General features: G+C 56.3%; 20 protein-coding genes. 16 read left to right on the top strand and 4 right to left on the bottom strand.

What is annotated here, in order from left to right; translation table 11 throughout:
* Positions 1-20: 20 nt before the first annotated feature.
* Positions 21-512 (bottom strand): transposase, encoded by a 492-nt coding sequence (locus L1065_RS12710; protein WP_237095873.1) that lies wholly within the window; start codon positions 510-512, stop codon positions 21-23.
* A 56-nt stretch (positions 513-568) separates the two neighbouring features.
* Positions 569-1,006, bottom strand: coding sequence for a Fur family transcriptional regulator Irr (irr, locus tag L1065_RS12705; protein ID WP_237095872.1), 438 nt, complete (start codon positions 1,004-1,006; stop codon positions 569-571).
* Positions 1,007-1,191: 185 nt separating this feature from the next.
* Between irr and fabA the strand changes: the two genes are divergently transcribed.
* The 13 genes from fabA (at position 1,192) to L1065_RS12640 (ending at position 12,987) form a co-directional block, all read left to right on the top strand.
* Positions 1,192-1,701, top strand: coding sequence for a bifunctional 3-hydroxydecanoyl-ACP dehydratase/trans-2-decenoyl-ACP isomerase (gene fabA, locus L1065_RS12700; protein WP_237095871.1), 510 nt, complete (start codon positions 1,192-1,194; stop codon positions 1,699-1,701).
* A 73-nt stretch (positions 1,702-1,774) separates the two neighbouring features.
* Positions 1,775-3,004 (top strand): beta-ketoacyl-ACP synthase I, encoded by a 1,230-nt coding sequence (gene fabB / locus L1065_RS12695; protein WP_237095870.1) that lies wholly within the window; start codon positions 1,775-1,777, stop codon positions 3,002-3,004.
* A 5-nt stretch (positions 3,005-3,009) separates the two neighbouring features.
* Positions 3,010-3,402, top strand: a complete 393-nt coding sequence (locus L1065_RS12690) for a hypothetical protein (RefSeq protein ID WP_237095869.1) — start codon at positions 3,010-3,012, stop codon at positions 3,400-3,402.
* A 24-nt stretch (positions 3,403-3,426) separates the two neighbouring features.
* The gene (locus tag L1065_RS12685; protein WP_237095868.1) at positions 3,427-4,215 is read left to right on the top strand and encodes an enoyl-ACP reductase; all 789 of its coding nucleotides are present in this window, start codon (positions 3,427-3,429) and stop codon (positions 4,213-4,215) included.
* A gap of 134 nt (positions 4,216-4,349) precedes the next feature.
* Complete coding sequence (locus L1065_RS12680) at positions 4,350-5,027, top strand: haloacid dehalogenase type II (protein WP_237095867.1); 678 nt, start codon at positions 4,350-4,352, stop codon at positions 5,025-5,027.
* A complete protein-coding gene (locus L1065_RS12675) occupies positions 5,027-5,845 on the top strand; it encodes an alpha/beta fold hydrolase (RefSeq protein ID WP_237095866.1) in 819 nt (272 codons plus the stop codon). The genes L1065_RS12680 and L1065_RS12675 overlap by 1 nt, the downstream gene beginning before the upstream one ends.
* Positions 5,842-6,816: a threonine/serine dehydratase gene (locus L1065_RS12670; protein WP_237095865.1), complete on the top strand. Its 975-nt coding sequence runs from the start codon at positions 5,842-5,844 to the stop codon at positions 6,814-6,816. The genes L1065_RS12675 and L1065_RS12670 overlap by 4 nt, the downstream gene beginning before the upstream one ends.
* Positions 6,813-8,012 carry an endonuclease/exonuclease/phosphatase family protein gene (locus tag L1065_RS12665; RefSeq protein ID WP_237095864.1) on the top strand — a complete coding sequence of 400 codons (1,200 nt, stop codon included), beginning with the start codon at positions 6,813-6,815 and terminating at the stop codon, positions 8,010-8,012. Before L1065_RS12670 ends, L1065_RS12665 begins: the two co-directional genes overlap by 4 nt.
* Entirely contained in the window at positions 8,005-8,793 is a 789-nt protein-coding gene (gene pcaD / locus L1065_RS12660) for a 3-oxoadipate enol-lactonase (RefSeq protein ID WP_237095863.1), read from the top strand. The genes L1065_RS12665 and pcaD overlap by 8 nt, the downstream gene beginning before the upstream one ends.
* 13 nt (positions 8,794-8,806) lie before the next feature.
* Positions 8,807-10,042 (top strand): TCR/Tet family MFS transporter, encoded by a 1,236-nt coding sequence (locus L1065_RS12655; protein WP_237095862.1) that lies wholly within the window; start codon positions 8,807-8,809, stop codon positions 10,040-10,042.
* Positions 10,043-10,118: 76 nt separating this feature from the next.
* Positions 10,119-11,201 carry a Zn-dependent alcohol dehydrogenase gene (locus tag L1065_RS12650; RefSeq protein WP_237095861.1) on the top strand — a complete coding sequence of 361 codons (1,083 nt, stop codon included), beginning with the start codon at positions 10,119-10,121 and terminating at the stop codon, positions 11,199-11,201.
* Between the two features lie 160 nt (positions 11,202-11,361).
* The gene (locus L1065_RS12645) at positions 11,362-12,594 is read left to right on the top strand and encodes a mandelate racemase/muconate lactonizing enzyme family protein (RefSeq protein WP_237095860.1); all 1,233 of its coding nucleotides are present in this window, start codon (positions 11,362-11,364) and stop codon (positions 12,592-12,594) included.
* 69 nt (positions 12,595-12,663) lie between these two features.
* Positions 12,664-12,987 (top strand): helix-turn-helix transcriptional regulator, encoded by a 324-nt coding sequence (locus L1065_RS12640; protein WP_237095859.1) that lies wholly within the window; start codon positions 12,664-12,666, stop codon positions 12,985-12,987.
* Here L1065_RS12640 and L1065_RS12635 read toward each other — a convergent pair.
* The gene (locus L1065_RS12635; protein ID WP_237095858.1) at positions 12,984-14,210 is read right to left on the bottom strand and encodes an acyl-CoA dehydrogenase family protein; all 1,227 of its coding nucleotides are present in this window, start codon (positions 14,208-14,210) and stop codon (positions 12,984-12,986) included. The genes L1065_RS12640 and L1065_RS12635 overlap by 4 nt on opposite strands.
* 71 nt (positions 14,211-14,281) lie before the next feature.
* Between L1065_RS12635 and L1065_RS12630 the strand changes: the two genes are divergently transcribed.
* Entirely contained in the window at positions 14,282-15,304 is a 1,023-nt protein-coding gene (locus L1065_RS12630) for a phosphotransferase family protein (protein ID WP_237095857.1), read from the top strand.
* 25 nt (positions 15,305-15,329) lie between these two features.
* Here the strand turns inward: L1065_RS12630 and hisD are convergent, their stop codons facing one another.
* Positions 15,330-16,634, bottom strand: a complete 1,305-nt coding sequence (hisD, locus tag L1065_RS12625) for a histidinol dehydrogenase (RefSeq protein ID WP_237095856.1) — start codon at positions 16,632-16,634, stop codon at positions 15,330-15,332.
* Between the two features lie 416 nt (positions 16,635-17,050).
* Between hisD and L1065_RS12620 the strand changes: the two genes are divergently transcribed.
* The gene (locus L1065_RS12620; RefSeq protein ID WP_237095855.1) at positions 17,051-18,076 is read left to right on the top strand and encodes a LacI family DNA-binding transcriptional regulator; all 1,026 of its coding nucleotides are present in this window, start codon (positions 17,051-17,053) and stop codon (positions 18,074-18,076) included.
* A gap of 102 nt (positions 18,077-18,178) precedes the next feature.
* Positions 18,179-19,468, top strand: a complete 1,290-nt coding sequence (locus tag L1065_RS12615; protein WP_237095854.1) for a sugar ABC transporter substrate-binding protein — start codon at positions 18,179-18,181, stop codon at positions 19,466-19,468.
* Positions 19,469-19,529: the final 61 nt, after the last annotated feature.

Here is a 19,529-nt window from a genome sequence, read left to right as displayed (position 1 = left end):
ATGTCTATCCACCTTACCTGTCAAATCGGGCCAAACGCGAACGCGGTCGCACGTTGGCGTTGGGCTGTTGAATGCACCCAGTCTTGTGGACGCGCGCACAGTCCCGCCCGAACGGGTGCAGCATGTGCAAAAGCGCGGTGGCGCGTCAGATCATCTGCATCCCGAATGACGTGCTCCCAAAACCTGCGCTGCCAAATCCCTTTCTCGCCGCGCTTTTTCATAACAGCGGTCCGATCCAGAGGTGTAGGCATATGCCTTGAAAAGGTCGCCTTGAGCAGCCGCCAGCGACTTGAAAAGTCACTATCACCTACGGGAAGCGTCCAGATCATATGCAGGTGGTCGGGCAGGATCACCGCCGTATCGATCGTGAAAGGCGCGTGGTTCATGGTGACCCGTGTCGCCGCCCTAAGAAGATCGATATGGTCTGTCAGATAGGTGGCCTGCCGCGAATGGCAGCGCACTGTGAAAAAGTAGGTTCCGCCAGGAACATAAAAACGGCGATATTGGCTCATGCCGTTAGGGATATCGTGCAATGGTTAACGTAAGGTGGATATCAATCCACCTTACTTCACTTGCGCCGTAACCTGATCACAACATCCACACTGGCAATTTCCGCACCCTCAGGCACGTTTGGCAACCGTGCAATCTCAAGGTCTTCTGCCGGCGCATCTGTCAGCTGTGCGGTATCTTCCCAAAAGAAATGCGGATGATCGGTGATGTTGGTGTCGAAATAACTTTTCGCACCATCTACCGTAATCTCGCGCATGATGCCTGCGTCGCAAAAGGCGCGCAGGGTATTGTAGACCGTCGCCAGTGACACGCCTTCACCCGATTGCGATGCCGCCTCAAACAGGCTTTCGGCAGTGACGTGTCGATCATTGCCATCGCCTACCAACAGTGTCGCCAGCGACACCCGTTGCTTTGTCGGGCGCACACCACCATTCGACAGCCAGTTGGCGGCACGCGCCAGTGCATCGGAAAGGGGCTTTTGTTCAATCTGGTCCATAGCCAGTATATAAAGCGCTTTGCGAATGATTTTCAATGGTCATCCCCCAAGCGCACAGGCCCGCCCCCCGCGACCAGTGGTCGCCTGCCCAGAAACTTGCGTTGGCTTGCACTTTTGTCTTGTCAAATGATAGGGGTGCCAGGACGTCGAAACAGACTATCCCTTTGATAAGAACGAGATGCGCCATGTCACAATATCCCACAAGCTTTGACAAAGATGACCTGCTGAAATGCGCCCGTGGTGAGCTGTTTGGCGAAGGCAACGCGCAGTTGCCCGCACCACCCATGCTGATGATGGACCGTATCACAGAGGTATCGGGCGATGGCGGCGAACATGGCAAAGGGCATATTCGCGCGGAATTCGACATCACACCCGATCTGTGGTTTTTCGACTGCCACTTTCCGGGCAATCCGATTATGCCCGGCTGCCTTGGTCTGGATGGATTGTGGCAACTGACGGGCTTTAACCTAGGTTGGCGCGGCTGGTTGGGCCGTGGCTATGCGCTTGGCGTGGGCGAGGTCAAACTGACAGGCATGGTCCGCCCCGACCGAAAGATGCTGACCTACAAAGTAGATTTCAGCAAGGCGATCCAAACCCGCCGCCTGACAATGGGCGTGGCCGACGGGATTGTAGAGGCCGACGGCGAAGTGATCTATCAGGTCAAGGATATGAAGGTCGCGTTAAGCGAGAGTTAACGCCTTAGGCGCCTCTTGCTCCGCCGTTCTCACTTCAATAGACATCTGTTTAGCCAACTGAGGGAGCCATCACATGCGCCGCGTCGTCGTCACAGGTTTGGGGATTGTCGCCCCTATCGGAAATTCAGCCACCGAAGTCACAGCCGCCCTGAAGGCAGGCACCAGTGGCATTGTCGCGTCTGAGGAAATGGCCGAACACGGCTTTCGCAGTCAGATCGCAGGCACGCTGAAAATCAACCCTGCCGAACATGTCGACAAACGCACCATGCGCTTCATGGGGCCGGGTGCGGCCTATGCCCATATCGCGATGGAACAAGCAATTGCGGACGCGGGCCTTGAAGAAAAAGACATTGTGAACCCGCGCACAGGCTTGGTTGCAGGATCAGGCGGGCCGTCCACATCGGCGATGCTCGCGGCACATGAGGTCGTCAAGAAAACAGGCGCCACCAAACGCATCGGGCCGTTTGCCGTGCCAAAATGCATGTCCTCGACGATCAGTGCCAACCTGTGCACGGCCTTCAAGATCAAGGGCATTAACTATTCCATCACCTCTGCCTGCTCGACCTCGCTGCACTGCATCGGCAATGCGGCTGAACAGATCATGATGGGCAAACAAGACGTCATGTTTGCAGGCGGCGGCGAAGAGTTGGACTGGACGCTGTCGTGCCTCTTTGACGCGATGGGCGCGATGAGTAGCAAGTATAACGACACCCCCACCCGCGCCTCCCGCGCGTTCGACGCCGACCGCGATGGGTTTGTGATTGCAGGCGGCGGCGCGATGGTCGTGCTGGAAGATCTGGACCACGCCAAAGCGCGCGGTGCGAAAATCTACGCAGAAGTCACAGGGCTTGGCGCAACATCCGACGGCGCCGACATGGTGGCCCCATCTGGTGAAGGCGGCGAACGCGCGATGCGCATGGCCCTGCAAACCCTGCCCGAGGGCCGCAAGATCAGCTACATCAACGCGCATGGCACCTCCACACCCGTGGGCGATGTGGGCGAGGTCGAAGCGGTGCGCCGCGTATTTGGCGAAGGAAGCACACCGCCCATCAGCTCGACCAAATCGATGACGGGCCACAGCCAGGGTGCGACTGGCGCGTCCGAAGCCGTCTATTGCCTTTTGATGCTGCAAGACGACTTCATCGCGCCGTCGATCAACGTGGAAACCCTCGATCCTGCGCTGAACCCTGCCGAAATCGCCACCACCCGCGTCGACAACGCAGGGCTGGACACGATCATGACCAACTCCTTCGGGTTTGGCGGCACCAACGGGTCAATGTTGCTGTCGAAATTTCAGGACTGACCCACGTGACGCTGCCCACCAAAGGATCACGTCCCATTATATTCGATGGGCATGATCTGCGCTGGCGCTACGTCTGGTCGGGCACATCACGCCGCGGCAAACTGGTGGTCCAAGGCACCGCAAAAGTCCAGCTGCGCATCATGGGTCCCAACAGCCTTGAAAAAGGCCAGCCTCGCAGCGCGCTTGAAACCATCACACCCGCTGTGGTCGAAAAATGGGTGCGTTTTGGCATCGACATGGGGTGGGACCCGTCGGGCGATGCCCACTATGATCACCATCACCACTCCTACGCCTTATGGCTGAACGACAACGACCAAGCAGGCCCCGAAATCCCCGGCTTCGTGCGCGAAGGCGACCCTACACCTCGCTTGACGCGACCCGCCAAACCCTCCACCTAAGAAAAAAATACAAAGGGACAGACCATGGCAGACCTGCTCAAAGGAAAACGCGGCCTCATCATGGGTGTTGCAAACGAACGTTCTATCGCTTGGGGCATTGCACGCGAAATGCACCGAGAGGGCGCAGAACTGGCCTTCACCTATCAGGGTGAGGCCTTTGGCAAACGCCTTGCGCCCTTGGCCGAAAGTGTCGGAAGTGACTTCATGGTCGACGTGGATGTCACCGACGACGCCAGCATGGACGCCGCGTTTGACGCGTTGAAAACCCGTTGGGGCAGCATCGACTTTCTGGTCCATGCCATCGCGTTTTCCGACAAAAATGAACTGACAGGCCGCATCAGCGATACATCGCGCGAAAACTTCAAGAATTCGCTAACGATCAGTTGCTATAGCTTTATCGATTGTGCCAAACGCGCGTCCGCGCTTATGCCAAACGGTGGCACCCTGCTGACCCTGACATATCAGGGCAGCAACCACGTCACACCGTTTTATAATGTCATGGGCGTGGCCAAGGCCGCTTTGGAATCTGCGACACGCTATCTGGCCAATGACCTTGGCCCAGACGGAATCCGCGTCAACGCCATCAGCCCTGGCCCCATGAAAACACTGGCAGGGGCGGCCATCGGGGGCGCGCGCAAGACCTATAAACATACGGACCAGAACGCGCCACTGCGCAGCAATGCAACCCTTGAGGCTGTGGGCGGCACCGCCGTTTATCTGGCCTCCGACGCAGGGGCTTGCACCACGGGCGAGATCATCCGCGTCGATGGCGGCTACCATGTCCTTGGCATGCCACAGAGCGAAAACCTCTGACGGTATTGATCGCGGCCCATTAAGGCTCATCGCCATTGTGCTGTCCTGAACCAACCAACGGACATTCGAGCGACAAAGACTTGACCCCGCACGCGCGCTGCGCACTGTGGACGGACCAATTTGAAAGGCCCGCCATGACGATCACCACCTGTATATTCGATGCCTATGGCACATTGTTCGACGTGACAGCCGCCGCCCGACAAGCAGCTGAGGACCCCGCACATGAGGGCTTGAAAGATGTGTGGCAAAAACTGGCCTCGGACTGGCGTTTGAAACAGTTGGAATACACATGGCTGCGCACCATCGCAGGGCATCACACTGACTTCTGGCAGGTCACCCAAGATGGCCTGGACTGGGCGCTCGAAGCCGGCAAACTCACCGAACCCGCCCTGCGCGATCGTTTACTCAAACTCTATTGGGAGCTTTCGGCCTACCCCGAAGTGCCTACAATGCTGCGCACCTTGAAAGACCAACGACTGAACACTGCAATCTTGTCAAACGGATCAAGGGACATGCTGGACGGTGCAGTGCAATCGGCAGGCATCGCGTCCCTTTTGGATGATGTTCTGAGCGTCGATGACGTTGGTATTTTCAAGCCGCATGACCGTGTTTACGACATGGTTCAGAGCCGATTTGGCGGCACACGCGATCAAATCCTGTTCGTCAGTTCCAATGGATGGGATGCAGCGGGTGCTGCGGGCTACGGATTTCAGACCGTTTGGGTCAATCGCGGCGGTGCGCCGCTTGATCGGCTCTATGCGGCGCCCAATCATATCCTACCCGACCTGACCACTCTGATGGACCTGATCTGATGCCCACATTTACCGCACATGATGGCATCACACTTCACTACACCGATCACGGCGAAGGCACGCCCATCCTGTGTCTGTCTGGGCTGACGCGCAATGGGCAGGACTTTAACTATGTCGCCCCGCATCTGGCAGATCACCGCGTAATCCGCCTTGATTATCGCGGGCGTGGCAAATCGGACTGGGCAGATCCTGCAACCTATCAAATCGCAAATGAAGCGCGGGACGTGCTGGATTTGCTGGATCATCTTGGACTGGAACAGACCGCAATTCTGGGCACCTCGCGCGGTGGGTTGATTGCGATGGTTTTGGCTGCAATCGCGCATGACAGGCTGACGGGCGTATGCCTGAACGATATTGGACCGGAATTGGATCCACGCGGTCTTGACGTTATTATGAATTATATCGGCAAGAATCCTTCGCAAAAAACATGGGCGGACGCTGCGGCGATCCGCGGGGATATTATGCGTGGCTTTGCCAATGTCCCACTGTCGCGCTGGCAAGACGAGGTGCGGACGTTGTTTCATCAGACCCCTGATGGCCTGCACATCACCTATGATCCGGCCTTGGCCGATGCCGTGGCCGCCGCGGGTGCACAACCCGCCCCTGACCTTTGGCCGCTTTTTGATGCGCTGGCCGGATTGCCGATTTGCGCCATCCGCGGTGCGAATTCCGATTTGCTGTCGGCACAAACGCTTGCAGACATGCGCAAACGGCGTCCCGATATGATCACGGCAACCGTGCCAGACCGCGCGCATATTCCCTTTTTGGATGAACCAGAGGCCTTGGACGCCCTACAGAAGTGGACAGCCCTGCTATGAATATTGATATGATCCGCGATGCCGCCACGCGCCTTGAGGGGCACGCGCGGCGCACGCCCCTTCTGTCATCGCCGTTTTTGGACGACATCGCGGGCAAGCGCATTTTTGTAAAAGCCGAAAACCTGCAACACACGGGATCCTTCAAGTTTCGGGGCGCATGGTCAGCCATTACGGCACTTCCAGAGGGCACAGATGGTGTCATCGCCTTTTCCAGCGGCAACCATGCCCAAGGTGTGGCCTATGCTGCCGCGCTGAAGGGTTTGCCAAGTGTGATTGTCATGCCATCCGATGCGCCCCAGTTGAAGATTGACAACACACGGGCATTGGGCGCTGAGGTTGTATTATACAACCGAGAGACCGAAAGCCGCGAAGCCATCGGTTCCGAAATTGCTGCGCAGCGAAACCTGCATCTGATCGCGCCCTTCGACAACGCTTTCGTGGTCGCAGGGCAAGGCACAATCGGTCTTGAGATTGCAGCCCAAGCCGCCCAACACGGGATTAAGGACGCAGCTATGTTCACCTGTTGCGGCGGCGGCGGGCTGACCAGCGGTATCGCACTTGCCTTGCAAGCCGATGCGCCACACATACCCGTTCATCCCATAGAGCCTGTCGGGTTTGATGATGTGGCCAGGTCGCTCGCTTCTGGCAAAATAGAACGCAATGCAAAGACCACGGGCAGTATTTGCGACGCAATTATCTCGCCGCACCCGGGCGACATGACCTTTCCGATCATGCAAAGGCTTTGCGCCACACCCGTTCTGGTCAGCGATGAAGAGTGTTTGCGCGCCATGGCACAGGCCTTTTTGCGCCTCAAGCTGGTCTTGGAACCGGGTGGCGCTTCGGCCCTTGCGGCAGCGCTTTTCCACAACGACGATATCGCGCAAGACACCATCATCTGCACAGCCAGCGGCGGCAATGTGGACGCGCCTATGTTTGCCCGCGCATTGGACACCTTGAAGGGCCTTGAATGACACGCTTTACTATCGCAAGTTTCAACGTGAAAAACCTGATTGGACCTGATCAGGAATACTACCGTTTCGAAAAATACACGCCCGAAGAATACGCGTGGAAAGAGGATTGGCTGGCCGATCAGCTGCTGACAATGGACGCCGATATCGTTTGCTTCCAAGAGATTTTCGACGAAGCCCCCCTGCGTGCCGTCATTGCCGAGGCAGATGCGCGGGGCATTGCCACAAACGAAGCGGTCGTGCCTGATCGCTCCAAACGCTACCACCGCAAAGCGATCTTTCGCAAATTGGCATACACACCCTACACGAATGCACATCTTGCCTTTGCGCCCAATGCGCAGGACGGCGGGCCAGGTCAACGGCGCCCCGGCGTTGCTGTGCTGTCGCGACACCCGTTTGTTGGACAGCCTGAAGTGATCCAGCATCTGCCAGAACCGCTTGATATCCCCTTTCGCGATTTAACAGGTGAAGACGCAGGGTTTTATCGTCTGACCCGTATCTCGCGGCCCATTTTGAAGATCCGCATCCAGATTGATGGCGTGATCATTACCGTTTTCAACTGCCACCTTAAATCCAAACTTGGCGAATACCCCCCGGCAGCTGACGGGTCTGCCCCCAAGGAAGTGGATATCACCAATTATGATCCCGCGGGCCGCGCTATGGGATCTGTGCGTGCCGCGTTGCGCCGAATGGCCGAAGCCTGGGTGCTACGCCGCGCTGTGGTCAAAGAACTGCAGGCGGGACACCCTGTTATGGTGCTTGGTGACTTCAATGATGGTGAGCACGCTGTCAGCTCGGAAGTCATCAGCGGCGAAACACCGTTCAAGAATTACGCGTGGATGCGCCGTCACGATGCCACCCGCGCAAACGATCGCTATACCGACGCCGAAAACGAGGCGATCCAAGAGGCGATCCGTGCCGTGCGTCTTCATTCGGCTGAACGCCAGTTCATCCGCAAGTCCACCCGCGATATGGTATACACAGCGGCCTTTGGCGGCACATTTGAAAGCATTGATCAGATTTACATGTCCCGCCACTTTGTGCCCGACGAAGGCGGCACATTGGGCGAGATGGAGTATTTCAATGTGCTGAACGATCACCTGACCGATGGCTCACATGCCGAGGCCCCTTACAACAAACTTGCCTCGGACCACGGGCAGATCATCGCCCATATGCGCCTTGGACCATCTGATGTCTGATCGTGTTTACCGCCCCATCATCACCCGTGACGGCGCGCATCTTGCCGTGCATATAAGCGGCGAAGGTGCCCCCCTTTTGTTACTGCACGGGTTAGGCCTGTCTGCTGCAATGTGGGATGCAGTGATGCCCCATCTGCCGCAAGGCTTGCAGGTGATCCGACCCGATCTGCGCGGGCATGGACACTCACAGGTCACGGCGCCGCCCTACGGCATGGGCCAGCTTGTCAGCGACGCCGAAGACGTTCTTGGCGCGCTTGATATCAAGGACGCGGCCGTCGTCGGCCTGTCACTTGGTGGCATGATTGCCCAAGGTCTTGCGGTCAAACGGCTCGATCTTGTGCGCGTGCTGGTTCTGTCAAACACGGCAGCCAAGATCGGTAGTGTCGACCAATGGGCCGACCGGATCGATGCTGTCCGCCTAAACGGGATGAAAGCCGTTATAGACGCGTCCGAAGACCGCTGGTTTGGACAACTGCCGCGCCATACGCATATCCGCTCACAGTTTTTGGCAACCGACCCGCAGGGGTTTATCGGGGCCGCAAGTGCGATCAAGGGCACGGATTTTTACACACCGACAAGCGGCTTGCGTCTGCCCACTCTGGGGATTGCCGGCACGCATGATGGCTCGACCCCGCCTGATCTGGTGCGCGAAACCGTTGATCTGATACCAGGCTCGCAATTTCATCTGATGCGGCGTTCGGGGCATTTACCTTGCGTTGACCAGCCAGAGGCGTATGCAGAAATCCTGACCGAATTTTTGCGAAAGACGGGCCATATCTGACCCGACCCCCTTTATGTCCGATGCTGCCATTCCCTTGAAAAACCCGCGCCTGCCGTTCGTTTTCATCCTCATCACGCTTACGCTGGATGCGATGGGCATTGGGCTCATTCTGCCAGTCATGCCGGATCTGATCCGCGAGATTGATGGGGGCACCCTTGGCACTGCGGCTGTGTGGGGCGGTGTGCTGGCAACCTCCTTTGCGGTGATGCAGTTTCTGTTTGGCCCAATTCTTGGCGGATTGTCAGACCGCTTTGGGCGGCGGCCGGTTTTGCTGGTTTCGCTTTTGATTATGGCGATCGACTATGTTGTGATGGCCTTGGCGGGATCCATCTGGTTGCTTTTGGCGGCGCGGATTGTCGGCGGCATTACAGCCGCCACACAATCCACAGCCGCCGCATTCATTGCGGATATCTCACCGCCCGAAAAGAAATCGGCCAATTTTGGGCTGATCGGCGCGGCCTTCGGCGTGGGGTTTGTGCTTGGTCCTGCAATCGGCGGATTGCTGGCCGAATTCGGCACCCGTGCGCCCTTTTATGCGGCAGCTGCGCTGGCCTTTGCCAATCTATTGCTCGGCTTCTTTGTTCTGCCTGAAACGGTCACCGATAAAATCCGCCGCCCCTTTGAATGGCGCCGCGCAAATCCGCTTGGTGCCTTGCTGCAAATATCAAAGCTCAAAGGCGTTAGCGCCCTCCTTTTATTGTTCTTCCTCTACGAATTTGCGTTCATCGTTTACCCCGCAATCTGGGCTTTTTTCACGCAAGAGCGTTTTGGATGGGAGCCTTCGATGGTGGGTCTTTCGCTGGCCTCTTTCGGGATTTCGATGGTGATCGTTCAAGGGTTCTTGATCCGCATCGTTCTGCCCCGTTTCGGCGAGGTGAAAACGATCCTTTATGGCTTCACCTTCAATTTCTTTGCCTTCATTGTGCTGACGCTTGTCGACAATGGCTGGATTGTCTTGGCCTTCACCCCGATCACTGCCTTTGGTGCGGTGGTCACTCCTGCCTTGCAAGGGTTGATGAGCAAGGCCGCAGGTGATGATCAGCAAGGGGAATTGCAAGGCGTGATCGCCTCGGCCAAATCCATAGCGATGATATTTGCCCCATTGGTGATGACCCAAACGTTTTGGTATTTCACCGATGACAAGGGGCTGTATCTGCCAGGCTCGGCCTTTGCTTTGTCGGCAAGCCTGATGATCGTGTGTCTGGCCGTCTTTATGACGTGGCGGCGCATGGGACATTCGCCCACTTAAAGGGTCGTTTTTGGGCTGGTCAGACGGGTCTTAGCGCGAAAGACTGTGGGCACTTCTAGCTTGCAGGATACCGCCCATGCCCACAATCAAAGCCGCTGTTTGCCATGCCTTTGGCGAACCACTGACCATCCAAGACGTCGAGTTGCGCGCCCCCCTTGCAGGGGAGGTGCAGGTCAAACTGGATGCGGTCGCCATTTGCCATTCCGACATCTCCTTTGCCGAAGGCGCTTGGGGCGGGTCTCTTCCAGCCGTTTACGGGCATGAAGCCGCTGGTACAGTCACACAGATCGGCGCGGGCGTGTCACAGGTCGCGCAAGGCGACAAGGTTGTGGTTACATTGATCCGTGCATGTGGGCAGTGCCCATCCTGTTCGGGGGGCAAGCCGACCATCTGCGAAACCCCTTATGACGGGGACCATGGCCCGCTAAAGACCGTCGATGGTGGCACGTTACACCAAGCAATGGCCTGCGGCGCTTTTGCACAAAGCGTTGTCGTCGATCAAAGCCAAATTGTTAAGATGCACACCGCAATGCCCGCCGAAGCGGCGGCCTTGCTTTCGTGCGGCGTCATCACGGGTGTGGGCGCGGTGGTCAACGCTGCGGGCTTGCGCGCAGGTCAGGACGTTGTGGTGATTGGTGCAGGCGGCGTTGGGCTGAATGCCATTCAAGGGGCACGGATTGCAGGCGCAAGACGGATTGTAGCGGTTGACATGACAGAAGATAAACTCGCCATTGCGCGGGAGTTTGGGGCCACCGATACCCTGCTCGCGACGCAAGCAAAGCCTTGGAAAGCCGCGTTCAAGGCCATGGGGCGCGGTGCAGATGCCGTCATCGTGACCGTCGGGGCTATTCCCGCATATGACACAGCACCACGCTATCTTGCAGGCGGCGGCAAGGTGGTGATGGTTGGGATGCCACATTCCGGCGCGACGTCTTCCTATGAGCCTGTGATTCTGGCTGCCACGGGTCAGGGCATGGTCGGATCAAAGATGGGCGATGTGGTCATCCAGCGCGATATCCCTTGGATGATAGACCTTTATGACCAGGGCCGCCTAAAACTGGACGAGCTGATTTCGGGGCGTTGGTCGCTGGAACAAATCAACGAAGCCATTGCAGATACGAAATCGGGCAGTGCAAAACGCAACGTGATCGTCTTTTGATCGCAACGCATGCAAAGAGCTACCGTCGGAATTGGGGATTTTGCATCCCCAAACCCCTGCAGGATATTTGCAAACAAAAGAAATCTTGTGGGTTCGGCAGGAAGTATGATGACATCAGGTGCGGCGGTGATGCGTCAAAGCAAATGAATTGGAACAGAGCATGAAGCTGCAGGACCTTGACATTATCGTGACCGCACCACCTGCGCCGGGTTGGGGTGGGCGCTATTGGATCTTGGTGAAGCTGACCACCGATGACGGGCTGGTGGGTTGGGGCGAATGCTATGCGGCATCTGTTGGCCCTGATGCGATGCGTAGTGTGATCGAAGATGTCTTTGAACGGCACATGCGAAATGAAGACCCCGCGAATATTGAATTGATGTTTCGGCGGGTCTATTCGGCTGGCTTTTCGCAGCGCCCCGACCTAACAGTAATGGGCGCGTGGTCAGGCCTTGAGATCGCCTGTTGGGATATTCTGGGCAAAGCCCGTGACTGTCCCACATGGGCGCTTTTGGGTGGCAAAGTGAATGATCGCATCCGCGCCTATACCTATCTTTATCCTTTGGAAACGCACAACATCGCGGAGTTCTGGAGTAGCCCCGAGATGGCTGCCGAGGCTGCGATTGATGCTGTCGAGCGCGGCTATACAGCGATAAAATTCGACCCCGCGGGCCCCTACACCATACGAAGCGGCCATCAGCCTTCGATGCATGACATCTCTTTGTCGGTTGCCTTTTGCAAAGCCATTCGGGACGCCGTCGGAGATCGGGCGGATCTGCTTTTTGGAACGCATGGCCAATTCAGCACGGGCGGTGCAATCCGCATGGCCAAGGCGATTGAGCCCTATCAACCGCTGTGGTTTGAAGAACCGATCCCGCCAGACAACGCCGCGCAAATGGCCCGTGTGGCGGCAGCCACCTCAATTCCGATTGCAACAGGAGAACGATTGACCACAAAAGCGGAATTCGCCCCCGTCTTGCGCCAAGGCGCTGCGACGATCTTACAACCCGCTTTGGGACGCGCAGGCGGTATTTGGGAAACAAAAAAGATCGCAGCGATGGCTGAAGTCTATAACGCACAGATCGCGCCGCACCTATATGCAGGGCCTATCGAGTGGGCCGCCAATATCGCCTTGGCCACCAGCCTGCCAAACCTTTTGATGGCCGAAACGATTGAAACAGATTTTCATTCGGCACTGATCAGAAACACGCTTTGCGTTGAAGGCGGCTATATTATCCCGTCGAATGCGGTGGGATTGGGCATCGATGTGGATGAAAAACTTGCGCGCGATCATCCCTACCTGGACCAAGGGTTGCATCTGGAAATGCAGGCCAGTGAGATCAGATATGACGCGCCGAACGCCTTTGAAGGCGGCGCGCCTCCCAAAACAAGATAACCTGCGACGTTAAAGCAAGTTGAGAGACTGTCTAGTTTACGTTACAGTTTTGTAGGCTGTAGGATAGACATGATGCGAGACGAAACTTTAGGGCTGGTGGAACGACTTGGGCCGCATGCTGATAAAGCCGCGTCATTGTTCAAAGCCTTGGCGCACGAAAGCCGACTGATGATCCTGTGCCATCTTGAAAAGGGCGAACGATCGGTTGGAGAGCTGGAAAAGCTTTTGCACATCCGGCAATCGGCCGTCAGCCAACAGCTCAGCCGCCTGCGCGAAGACGGACTGGTCGAGGCCCGTCGCGATGGCAAAACAGTCTATTACTCGCTCAAAGACGGCAGTGTGATGCCTGTGCTTGGATCGCTGAGTGAAGCGCTGATCTACCTGCCCATCTAAACCTTTTGTTGCGTGTATTTACGCAGTTCTGCACGCGCAACCTGTCTGCGATGCACCGCATCTGGTCCGTCGGCCAAGCGCAACCAACGCGCGCCGATCCACATACGCGCCAAAGGCGTGTCTTGTGATATTCCCGTCCCGCCATGCACCTGAACCGCCTCGTCAATAACTTTCAGCGCAACCTGCGGGCCTACGACCTTGATCTGACTGATCCAAGGCGCCGCGGCACGCGCATCCCCCTGATCCATCATCCAGGCCGCTTTGAGACACAAAAGCCGCGCCTGTTCTATCTGCATCCGACAATCGGCGATAATGTCGAAATTCGCACCAAGCTGCGCAAGGGGTTTTCCAAAGGCCTCACGGTTCAGGGCACGTCTGCACAAATGTTCCAGCGCCAATTCGGATTGACCAATCAGACGCATGCAGTGGTGGATACGCCCTGGCCCCAAACGGCCTTGCGCAATCTCAAACCCACGCCCTTCGCCCAACAGCATGTTTGCCGCGGGGACGCGGACATTGGTAAAACGAAGGTGCATATGACCGTGGGGCGCATCATCATGGCCATACACTTCCATCGGGCGCAGCACTTCGATCCCATCACTTTTGGCATCCACGACAATCATCGAATGGCGTTGATGTTTTGGCGTCTCGTCGCCGCCCGTTTTGACCATAACGATATAGACAGCACAGCGCGGATCGCCTGCGCCGCTGGCCCAGTATTTCTCGCCGTTCAGCACATAGTCGGACCCATCACGCACAGCAGACATGGCTATATTGGTTGCATCCGAACTGGCCACGTCAGGCTCTGTCATCAGATAGGCGCTGCGAATATCGCCAGCCATCAACGGCGCCAACCACTGCGCATGCATCTCGGGCGTGCCGTATTTTGCAAACACCTCCATATTGCCGGTGTCGGGTGCGTTGCAGTTAAAAACCTCCGCAGCCAGTGCAGACCGGCCCATTTCTTCGGCAAAATAGGCGTATTCAACTGTGCTCAGACCAGGGCCACCCTGTTCGGTATGCCAAAAATTCCACAATCCCGCGTCCTTCGCCTTGGACTTGAGGGTTTCAAGAATTTCGGTTTGGCGTGATGTGAACTGCCAGCGATCCCCTGTGGCCACTTCTTTGGCATAGGCGTCTTCCATCGGCATGATCTCATCACGCACCATCGCGCGTACGGCCTCTAATTGGGTCTGCACATCTGCCCTGATTGAAAAATCCATTGCGCCCCTCCCTCGCGTTGTATCTTGCACCATGCTGCCCCGTGCGGTCAGATATGGGAAGGGGGAAACACATGCACAGCTATGATCACGCGACACTTCAGATGTATCTGCAACGGCATGTCGAAGGCATGGGGCCGCTGGATAAATTTGAAAAGTTCAGCGATGGGCAATCCAACCCGACCTATCTGGTGTCCTCGGGACGCAAACGGTTCGTCCTTCGGGCGCAACCCTTGGGCACCTTACTTCCCGGGGCGCACCGCGTAGACCGCGAATTTCGTGTGATGCAAGCGTTGGCGGCGACACCCATCCCCGTTCCAAAGGTGTTTCACCTAAGCGACGGCGACACGCCGTTGGGCAGTCAGTTCTTTGTCATGGAGCATATAGCGGGGCGCGTTTTTTGGGACCCTGCCCTGCCAGATCAGACACCGCAGACGCGCGGCGCAATCTATGACGCGATGAACAAGGCGCTGGCAGACTTGCATGACGTGCGACCAGACAGGATTGGCTTGGGCGACTACGGAAAACCATCGGGCTTTTTCGCTCGCCAGTTGCGCACATGGCGCGCTGCCTTTGCCGCCTCCCAAACAGAGGCTTTGCCAGATGCCGACTGGCTCGGGGCATGGCTGGAAGAGGCAAAACCCGCTGATGACGGAAGTTTGTCACTGGTCCACGGGGATTTCCGGATCGATAACATGATGTTCGCGCCCGATGCCCCGACCGTTGCCGCGCTTCTTGATTGGGAACTCAGCACTCTTGGCCATCCAATGTCTGATCTGGCCTATCAATGCATGCATTGGCGTTTGCCACATAAAGGCGTGTTCAAAGGACTTGGCGGGCTGGACCGAAAGGCGCTTGGACTTCCGCTTGAAGATGAATACGTCGCCGCCTACTGCACGCGCCGCGCCATTCCAGCCCCCAAGGATTGGACGTTTTATCTGGCATTTGCGCATTTCCGCTTTCTGGCGATCTTGCAAGGTGTGCTAAGGCGCAGTCTGGACGGCAACGCGTCCAACCCGCTTGGCAACGATGCTGTGCGCGATGTTATTGCGGATCTGGCGCTTCAAGGCCGCGCTTTGGCACAAAAGGCAGGATAGGGATGGCCAGAAGCAGCGTAGCTCATCAATCAGCTGACAAATCAAACCGCTCTGACGGGAAATATTTGGCCAAACGCACATCTGCCGATCGTGCATGTCCTTCCATCCCCTCCAGCCGCGAGATACGCGCGGTCGCCTCAGCAACCTCTTTGCTGCCCTCTCGGGTGGCCCGTTGCCATGTAACGATCTTCATAAATTTGTGGACGGACAGCCCGCCCGTATACCTTGCAGCACCCGATGTGGGCAGAACATGGTTCGTGCCTGTGGCTTTGTCCCCGTAGCTAACGGTGGTTTCTTCGCCCAGAAAGAGCGAGCCATAACAGGACAAACGCGACAACCACCAATCCAGATCATCCGCCTGAACCGTCAAATGCTCTGGCGCATATTCATCCGAACAGGCGACCAAATCCTCCCTGTCATCGCATAACACGACCTCTGCATAATCACGCCACGCGGCCAACGCGTTGTCACGGTTCAGCGGTGGCAAATCATTAATCAATTGCGGCACAAGCGTCATGACCTTTTCAGCCAGAGCCGCATCGTCCGTCAGCAACCAGACGGGACTGTTGTAGCCATGCTCGGCTTGGCTGACCAAATCCGTGGCCACGATGAACGGATCTGCCGTTTTATCAGCGATGATCAGGCTATCGGTTGGCCCTGCGATCATATCAATCCCGACCCGCCCGAACAGGATACGTTTTGCTTCGGCCACAAATTGGTTGCCAGGCCCAACAAGAATATTGGCTTTCGGAAGATCGAATAGACCAAAGGTCATCGCAGCGATCCCCTGGACGCCACCCATCGCAAGGATTTCATCAGCCCCGCAAATATGAGCTGCATACACAACAGCGGGTGCGATCCCGACACCTGCGCGCGGCGGCGAACACGCGGTGATATGCTTGCAATCTGCAACTTTTGCAGTTGTGACTGTCATAATCGCACTCGAGATGTGGCTATACCGCCCGCCAGGCACATAGCAGCCAGCCGCGTCAACAGGGATCACCTTTTGCCCTGCGATAAATCCCGGTGATATTTCTGTTTGGACGTTTTGCATCGTTGCTTTTTGCGTTTGGGCAAAATGGCGCACATTGCGGTGTGCAAAGTGAATGTCTGCTTTCAGTTTTTCGGGCACCAATGCACATGCGGCCTCAATCTCGGCTTGGCTCATCACCACGTTACCATCGTAGCCATCAAATTTTGCGGCATATTCCAGCGCCTTTGCATCTCCGCCCGCTTCGATATCTGCCAAAATGGAGCTGACGGTGTCATGGACATCAGACGCATCCGAAACCGCCGTTAGGATTGCTTTTTTCAAATAGCTGCGCGCCATTTTGCTGACCCTTCTGAAAGATGAATACACCCGCCGGATTGTTGAACGGCGTCCCACAGCGATCGTGCTGAATTCTTCGGACCATTCAAGGCACCAGACAGCCTAAAGGGGCAAAATGGCCAAAGCAGAGGGAATTTTTTCACTCAGTTTCGGAGAACCGGAAAACCAACCTTTAGCAATTCTGAAGTGTCGCGCACGCAGGTCGAAATGAACGCTCCAATGGCGGGAAATCTATGCAACCGCACCAGGTTGCAGACCCGGTGTAGGTTCCACGGATCACCCCCGCGCATTGCCGCGCAAGAAAGGCTAATTCGCGTCAAAAATAAATTAGCTCGAGACAACTTTGCGAACTTTATGTAAACTTCTCCCAACACTTCTGCCAAAAATGATGCGGAAGGTTCAGGTGAGGATGACCAATGGCCACGACAAAGATACGCAATATGGAGGAGTTTGCCGAGGTCAGCGGCGTGTCCCGTCCAACCTTGTCAAAATACTTCCATGACCCCGATAGTGTTCGCGCATCGACACGCGATAAAATCGAAAAGAAGCTGGCCGAATTCAACTATCGTCCGAACATCTACGCGATGAATCAGAACCGCAAGCTGACGAACAACATCGGCATTGTTGTGCCCTATCTTGCCGACCCTGTGTTTGCTGAATTTGCCCGCACGATTGAGCTGCTTTGCCATTCAGCAGGTTATCGTCCAACGGTTTTCACCGCACATGGCCACCCCGAAGAAGAGGTCGAGATTTTAGAAGCCCTTCGCGCGATGAAACCGGCTGGCTTGTTGATGGCACCCTTGGGCCGCGCGTCCGATCGGCTTGAAATAGAACGGTTTTGCGATGATATCCCCACTGTCTTTTTTGATAGTGAGCTAAGCGGCCTGGACGTGCCTTTTGTTGGGGCAGACAACCCGCAATTTACCAGAACAATGGTGGAATACCTGTGCCGCACAGGATCACCGCCCTGTTTTTTCGAGATGAAGACACCTGCAAACCCGAACGCACGCAAACGCCGCAACAGCTATATCGAAACCATGGAGGCCAACGGCCACGATCCGCAGATCATTCAGGCCGATGGCGAAGGGTGGAGCTTTGAAGAAATCGGACTGCAAGCAGGCCTTAAAGCGTTCGAGGACAAAGCCTTCACATCCGACACGATCCTGTGCAGCAACGATCGCATTGCCATTGGTCTGCTCACAGCCGCCTATGAAAAGGGAATCACTGTCGGGCTAGGGGCAAATACAGACATTCGAATCGCGGGACAGGACGATCATCCCTTCTCGCGGTTCACTTGTCCGCCGCTCACAACCATCGCCCAGGACTTTGAGGCAATTTCGCGTCAATCTTTCGATTTGCTGATGGCAAAGCTGAACGATCAGGAAATCCCCATGCAAAATAGCTACATAGAGGGAAAACTGATCATGCGGGACTCTGCATAAAATGTCAGGCAACTAGTTTTATTTTTACGCTCGTAAAGTTTTTATTGACGGGGCGTCATGTTTTCGACATCGTTAAGACATCGATCCAAGGGAGGGATTACTATGAAACTGAAGAATGCACTTCGTGCAGCAACAGCAATGTCTTTGCTGGCCACTGGCGCCTATGCAGAAGCACACAGCGAACTGACAATCGCGATTGTTAACAACGGCCACATGATCAACATGCAAAAGGTCGCTGAAGCTTACACAGAAGAAACTGGTGTAAAGCTGAACTGGGTTTCGCTTGAAGAAGGCGTTCTGCGCGAGCAGGTCACTTCGGACACCGCCACAGGTGGCGGCCAGTACGACATCATCAACATCGGCATGCAAGAAGCTCCAATCTGGGGTCAAGCAGGCTGGATTGAACCACTGGAATTCGGTGCTGAGTACGATTTGGACGACATGCTGCCAGCAATGCGCAACGGTCTGTCGCACGACGGCACACTCTACGCTGCACCATTCTACGGTGAATCGTCGATGGTCATGTACCGCAAGGACCTGACAGACGCAGCTGGCGTCACAATCGCCGACAACGACTCGTGGGATAACGTGAAAGCAGCAGCCGCTGCGATCCACAACCCAGACGCTGGCGTTTACGGCGCCTGCCTGCGCGGTAAGCCAGGGTGGGGTGACAACATGGCGTTCGTCACAACTGTTGTGAACTCGTTCGGTGGCGCATGGTTCGACGCGGACTACAAACCACAGCTGGAAAGCGACGAATGGAAAGCCGCGATCGAGTTCTATGTTGACCTGCTTGGTTCATATGGCCCTCCCGGTTCGGAAGGTAACTCGTTCAACGAAATCCTTGCTCTTTATAACGAAGGCAAGTGTGGCATGTGGATCGACGCGACAATCGCTGCTTCGTTCCTTGAAGTAGACGGTGTTGCATACGCTCAGTCGCCAAACGCTGGTAACCCAGTTGGTGCGAACTGGTTGTGGGCATGGGCCATGGCAATTCCTGCCGGCACAGAAAACGCAGAGCAAGCCCGTGATTTCATCGAGTGGGCAACGTCGAAAGAGTACATCAAAGCCGTAGCTGAGCACCCAGAGTTCGGTTGGGGTTCGGTACCAACAGGTACACGTGCATCGACATACGCTTACCCAGAGTTCCAAGCTGCTGCTGCATTCGCATCGGCCGAGCTTGCAGCGATTGAAAGCGCAGCACCTGCCGCGACTGAAATCAAGCCATACGTAGGCGTTCAGTTCGCAGCGATCCCCGAGTTCCCAGAAGTGGGTTCGGCAGTTGCACAAGAAGTTGCAGCCGCTCTCTCGGGTGCCAAGACAGTAGACGAAGCACTGGCTGACGCTCAGCAAGCTGCAGACGCTATCATGCAAGAAGCAGGCTACTACTAAGCCTAGACCTTCGGCGAGACCCTTGTTTTATAGGGTCTCGCCACCCCTTCCCCATGCGGGA

It is taken from the genome of Nereida sp. MMG025, from assembly GCF_021654165.1.
Classification (GTDB): Bacteria; Pseudomonadota; Alphaproteobacteria; order Rhodobacterales; family Rhodobacteraceae; genus Nereida.
The sequence above is the reverse complement of the archived record's forward strand: the minus strand, read 5'-3'. Positions and strand labels throughout refer to the sequence as shown.

Coding starts and splice junctions, on each gene's coding strand:
- L1065_RS12685 (WP_237095868.1), top strand. CDS start 3,427: ATGGCAGACCTGCTCAAAGGAAAACGCGGCCTCATCATGGGTGTTGCA.
- L1065_RS12615 (WP_237095854.1), top strand. CDS start 18,179: ATGAAACTGAAGAATGCACTTCGTGCAGCAACAGCAATGTCTTTGCTG.
- pcaD (WP_237095863.1), top strand. CDS start 8,005: ATGTCTGATCGTGTTTACCGCCCCATCATCACCCGTGACGGCGCGCAT.
- hisD (WP_237095856.1), bottom strand. CDS start 16,634: ATGGCGCGCAGCTATTTGAAAAAAGCAATCCTAACGGCGGTTTCGGAT.
- L1065_RS12650 (WP_237095861.1), top strand. CDS start 10,119: ATGCCCACAATCAAAGCCGCTGTTTGCCATGCCTTTGGCGAACCACTG.
- L1065_RS12680 (WP_237095867.1), top strand. CDS start 4,350: ATGACGATCACCACCTGTATATTCGATGCCTATGGCACATTGTTCGAC.
- fabB (WP_237095870.1), top strand. CDS start 1,775: ATGCGCCGCGTCGTCGTCACAGGTTTGGGGATTGTCGCCCCTATCGGA.
- L1065_RS12635 (WP_237095858.1), bottom strand. CDS start 14,210: ATGGATTTTTCAATCAGGGCAGATGTGCAGACCCAATTAGAGGCCGTA.
- irr (WP_237095872.1), bottom strand. CDS start 1,006: ATGGACCAGATTGAACAAAAGCCCCTTTCCGATGCACTGGCGCGTGCC.
- L1065_RS12710 (WP_237095873.1), bottom strand. CDS start 512: ATGAGCCAATATCGCCGTTTTTATGTTCCTGGCGGAACCTACTTTTTC.
- L1065_RS12630 (WP_237095857.1), top strand. CDS start 14,282: ATGCACAGCTATGATCACGCGACACTTCAGATGTATCTGCAACGGCAT.
- L1065_RS12675 (WP_237095866.1), top strand. CDS start 5,027: ATGCCCACATTTACCGCACATGATGGCATCACACTTCACTACACCGAT.
- L1065_RS12665 (WP_237095864.1), top strand. CDS start 6,813: ATGACACGCTTTACTATCGCAAGTTTCAACGTGAAAAACCTGATTGGA.
- L1065_RS12670 (WP_237095865.1), top strand. CDS start 5,842: ATGAATATTGATATGATCCGCGATGCCGCCACGCGCCTTGAGGGGCAC.
- L1065_RS12655 (WP_237095862.1), top strand. CDS start 8,807: ATGTCCGATGCTGCCATTCCCTTGAAAAACCCGCGCCTGCCGTTCGTT.
- L1065_RS12620 (WP_237095855.1), top strand. CDS start 17,051: ATGGCCACGACAAAGATACGCAATATGGAGGAGTTTGCCGAGGTCAGC.
- fabA (WP_237095871.1), top strand. CDS start 1,192: ATGTCACAATATCCCACAAGCTTTGACAAAGATGACCTGCTGAAATGC.
- L1065_RS12640 (WP_237095859.1), top strand. CDS start 12,664: ATGATGCGAGACGAAACTTTAGGGCTGGTGGAACGACTTGGGCCGCAT.
- L1065_RS12645 (WP_237095860.1), top strand. CDS start 11,362: ATGAAGCTGCAGGACCTTGACATTATCGTGACCGCACCACCTGCGCCG.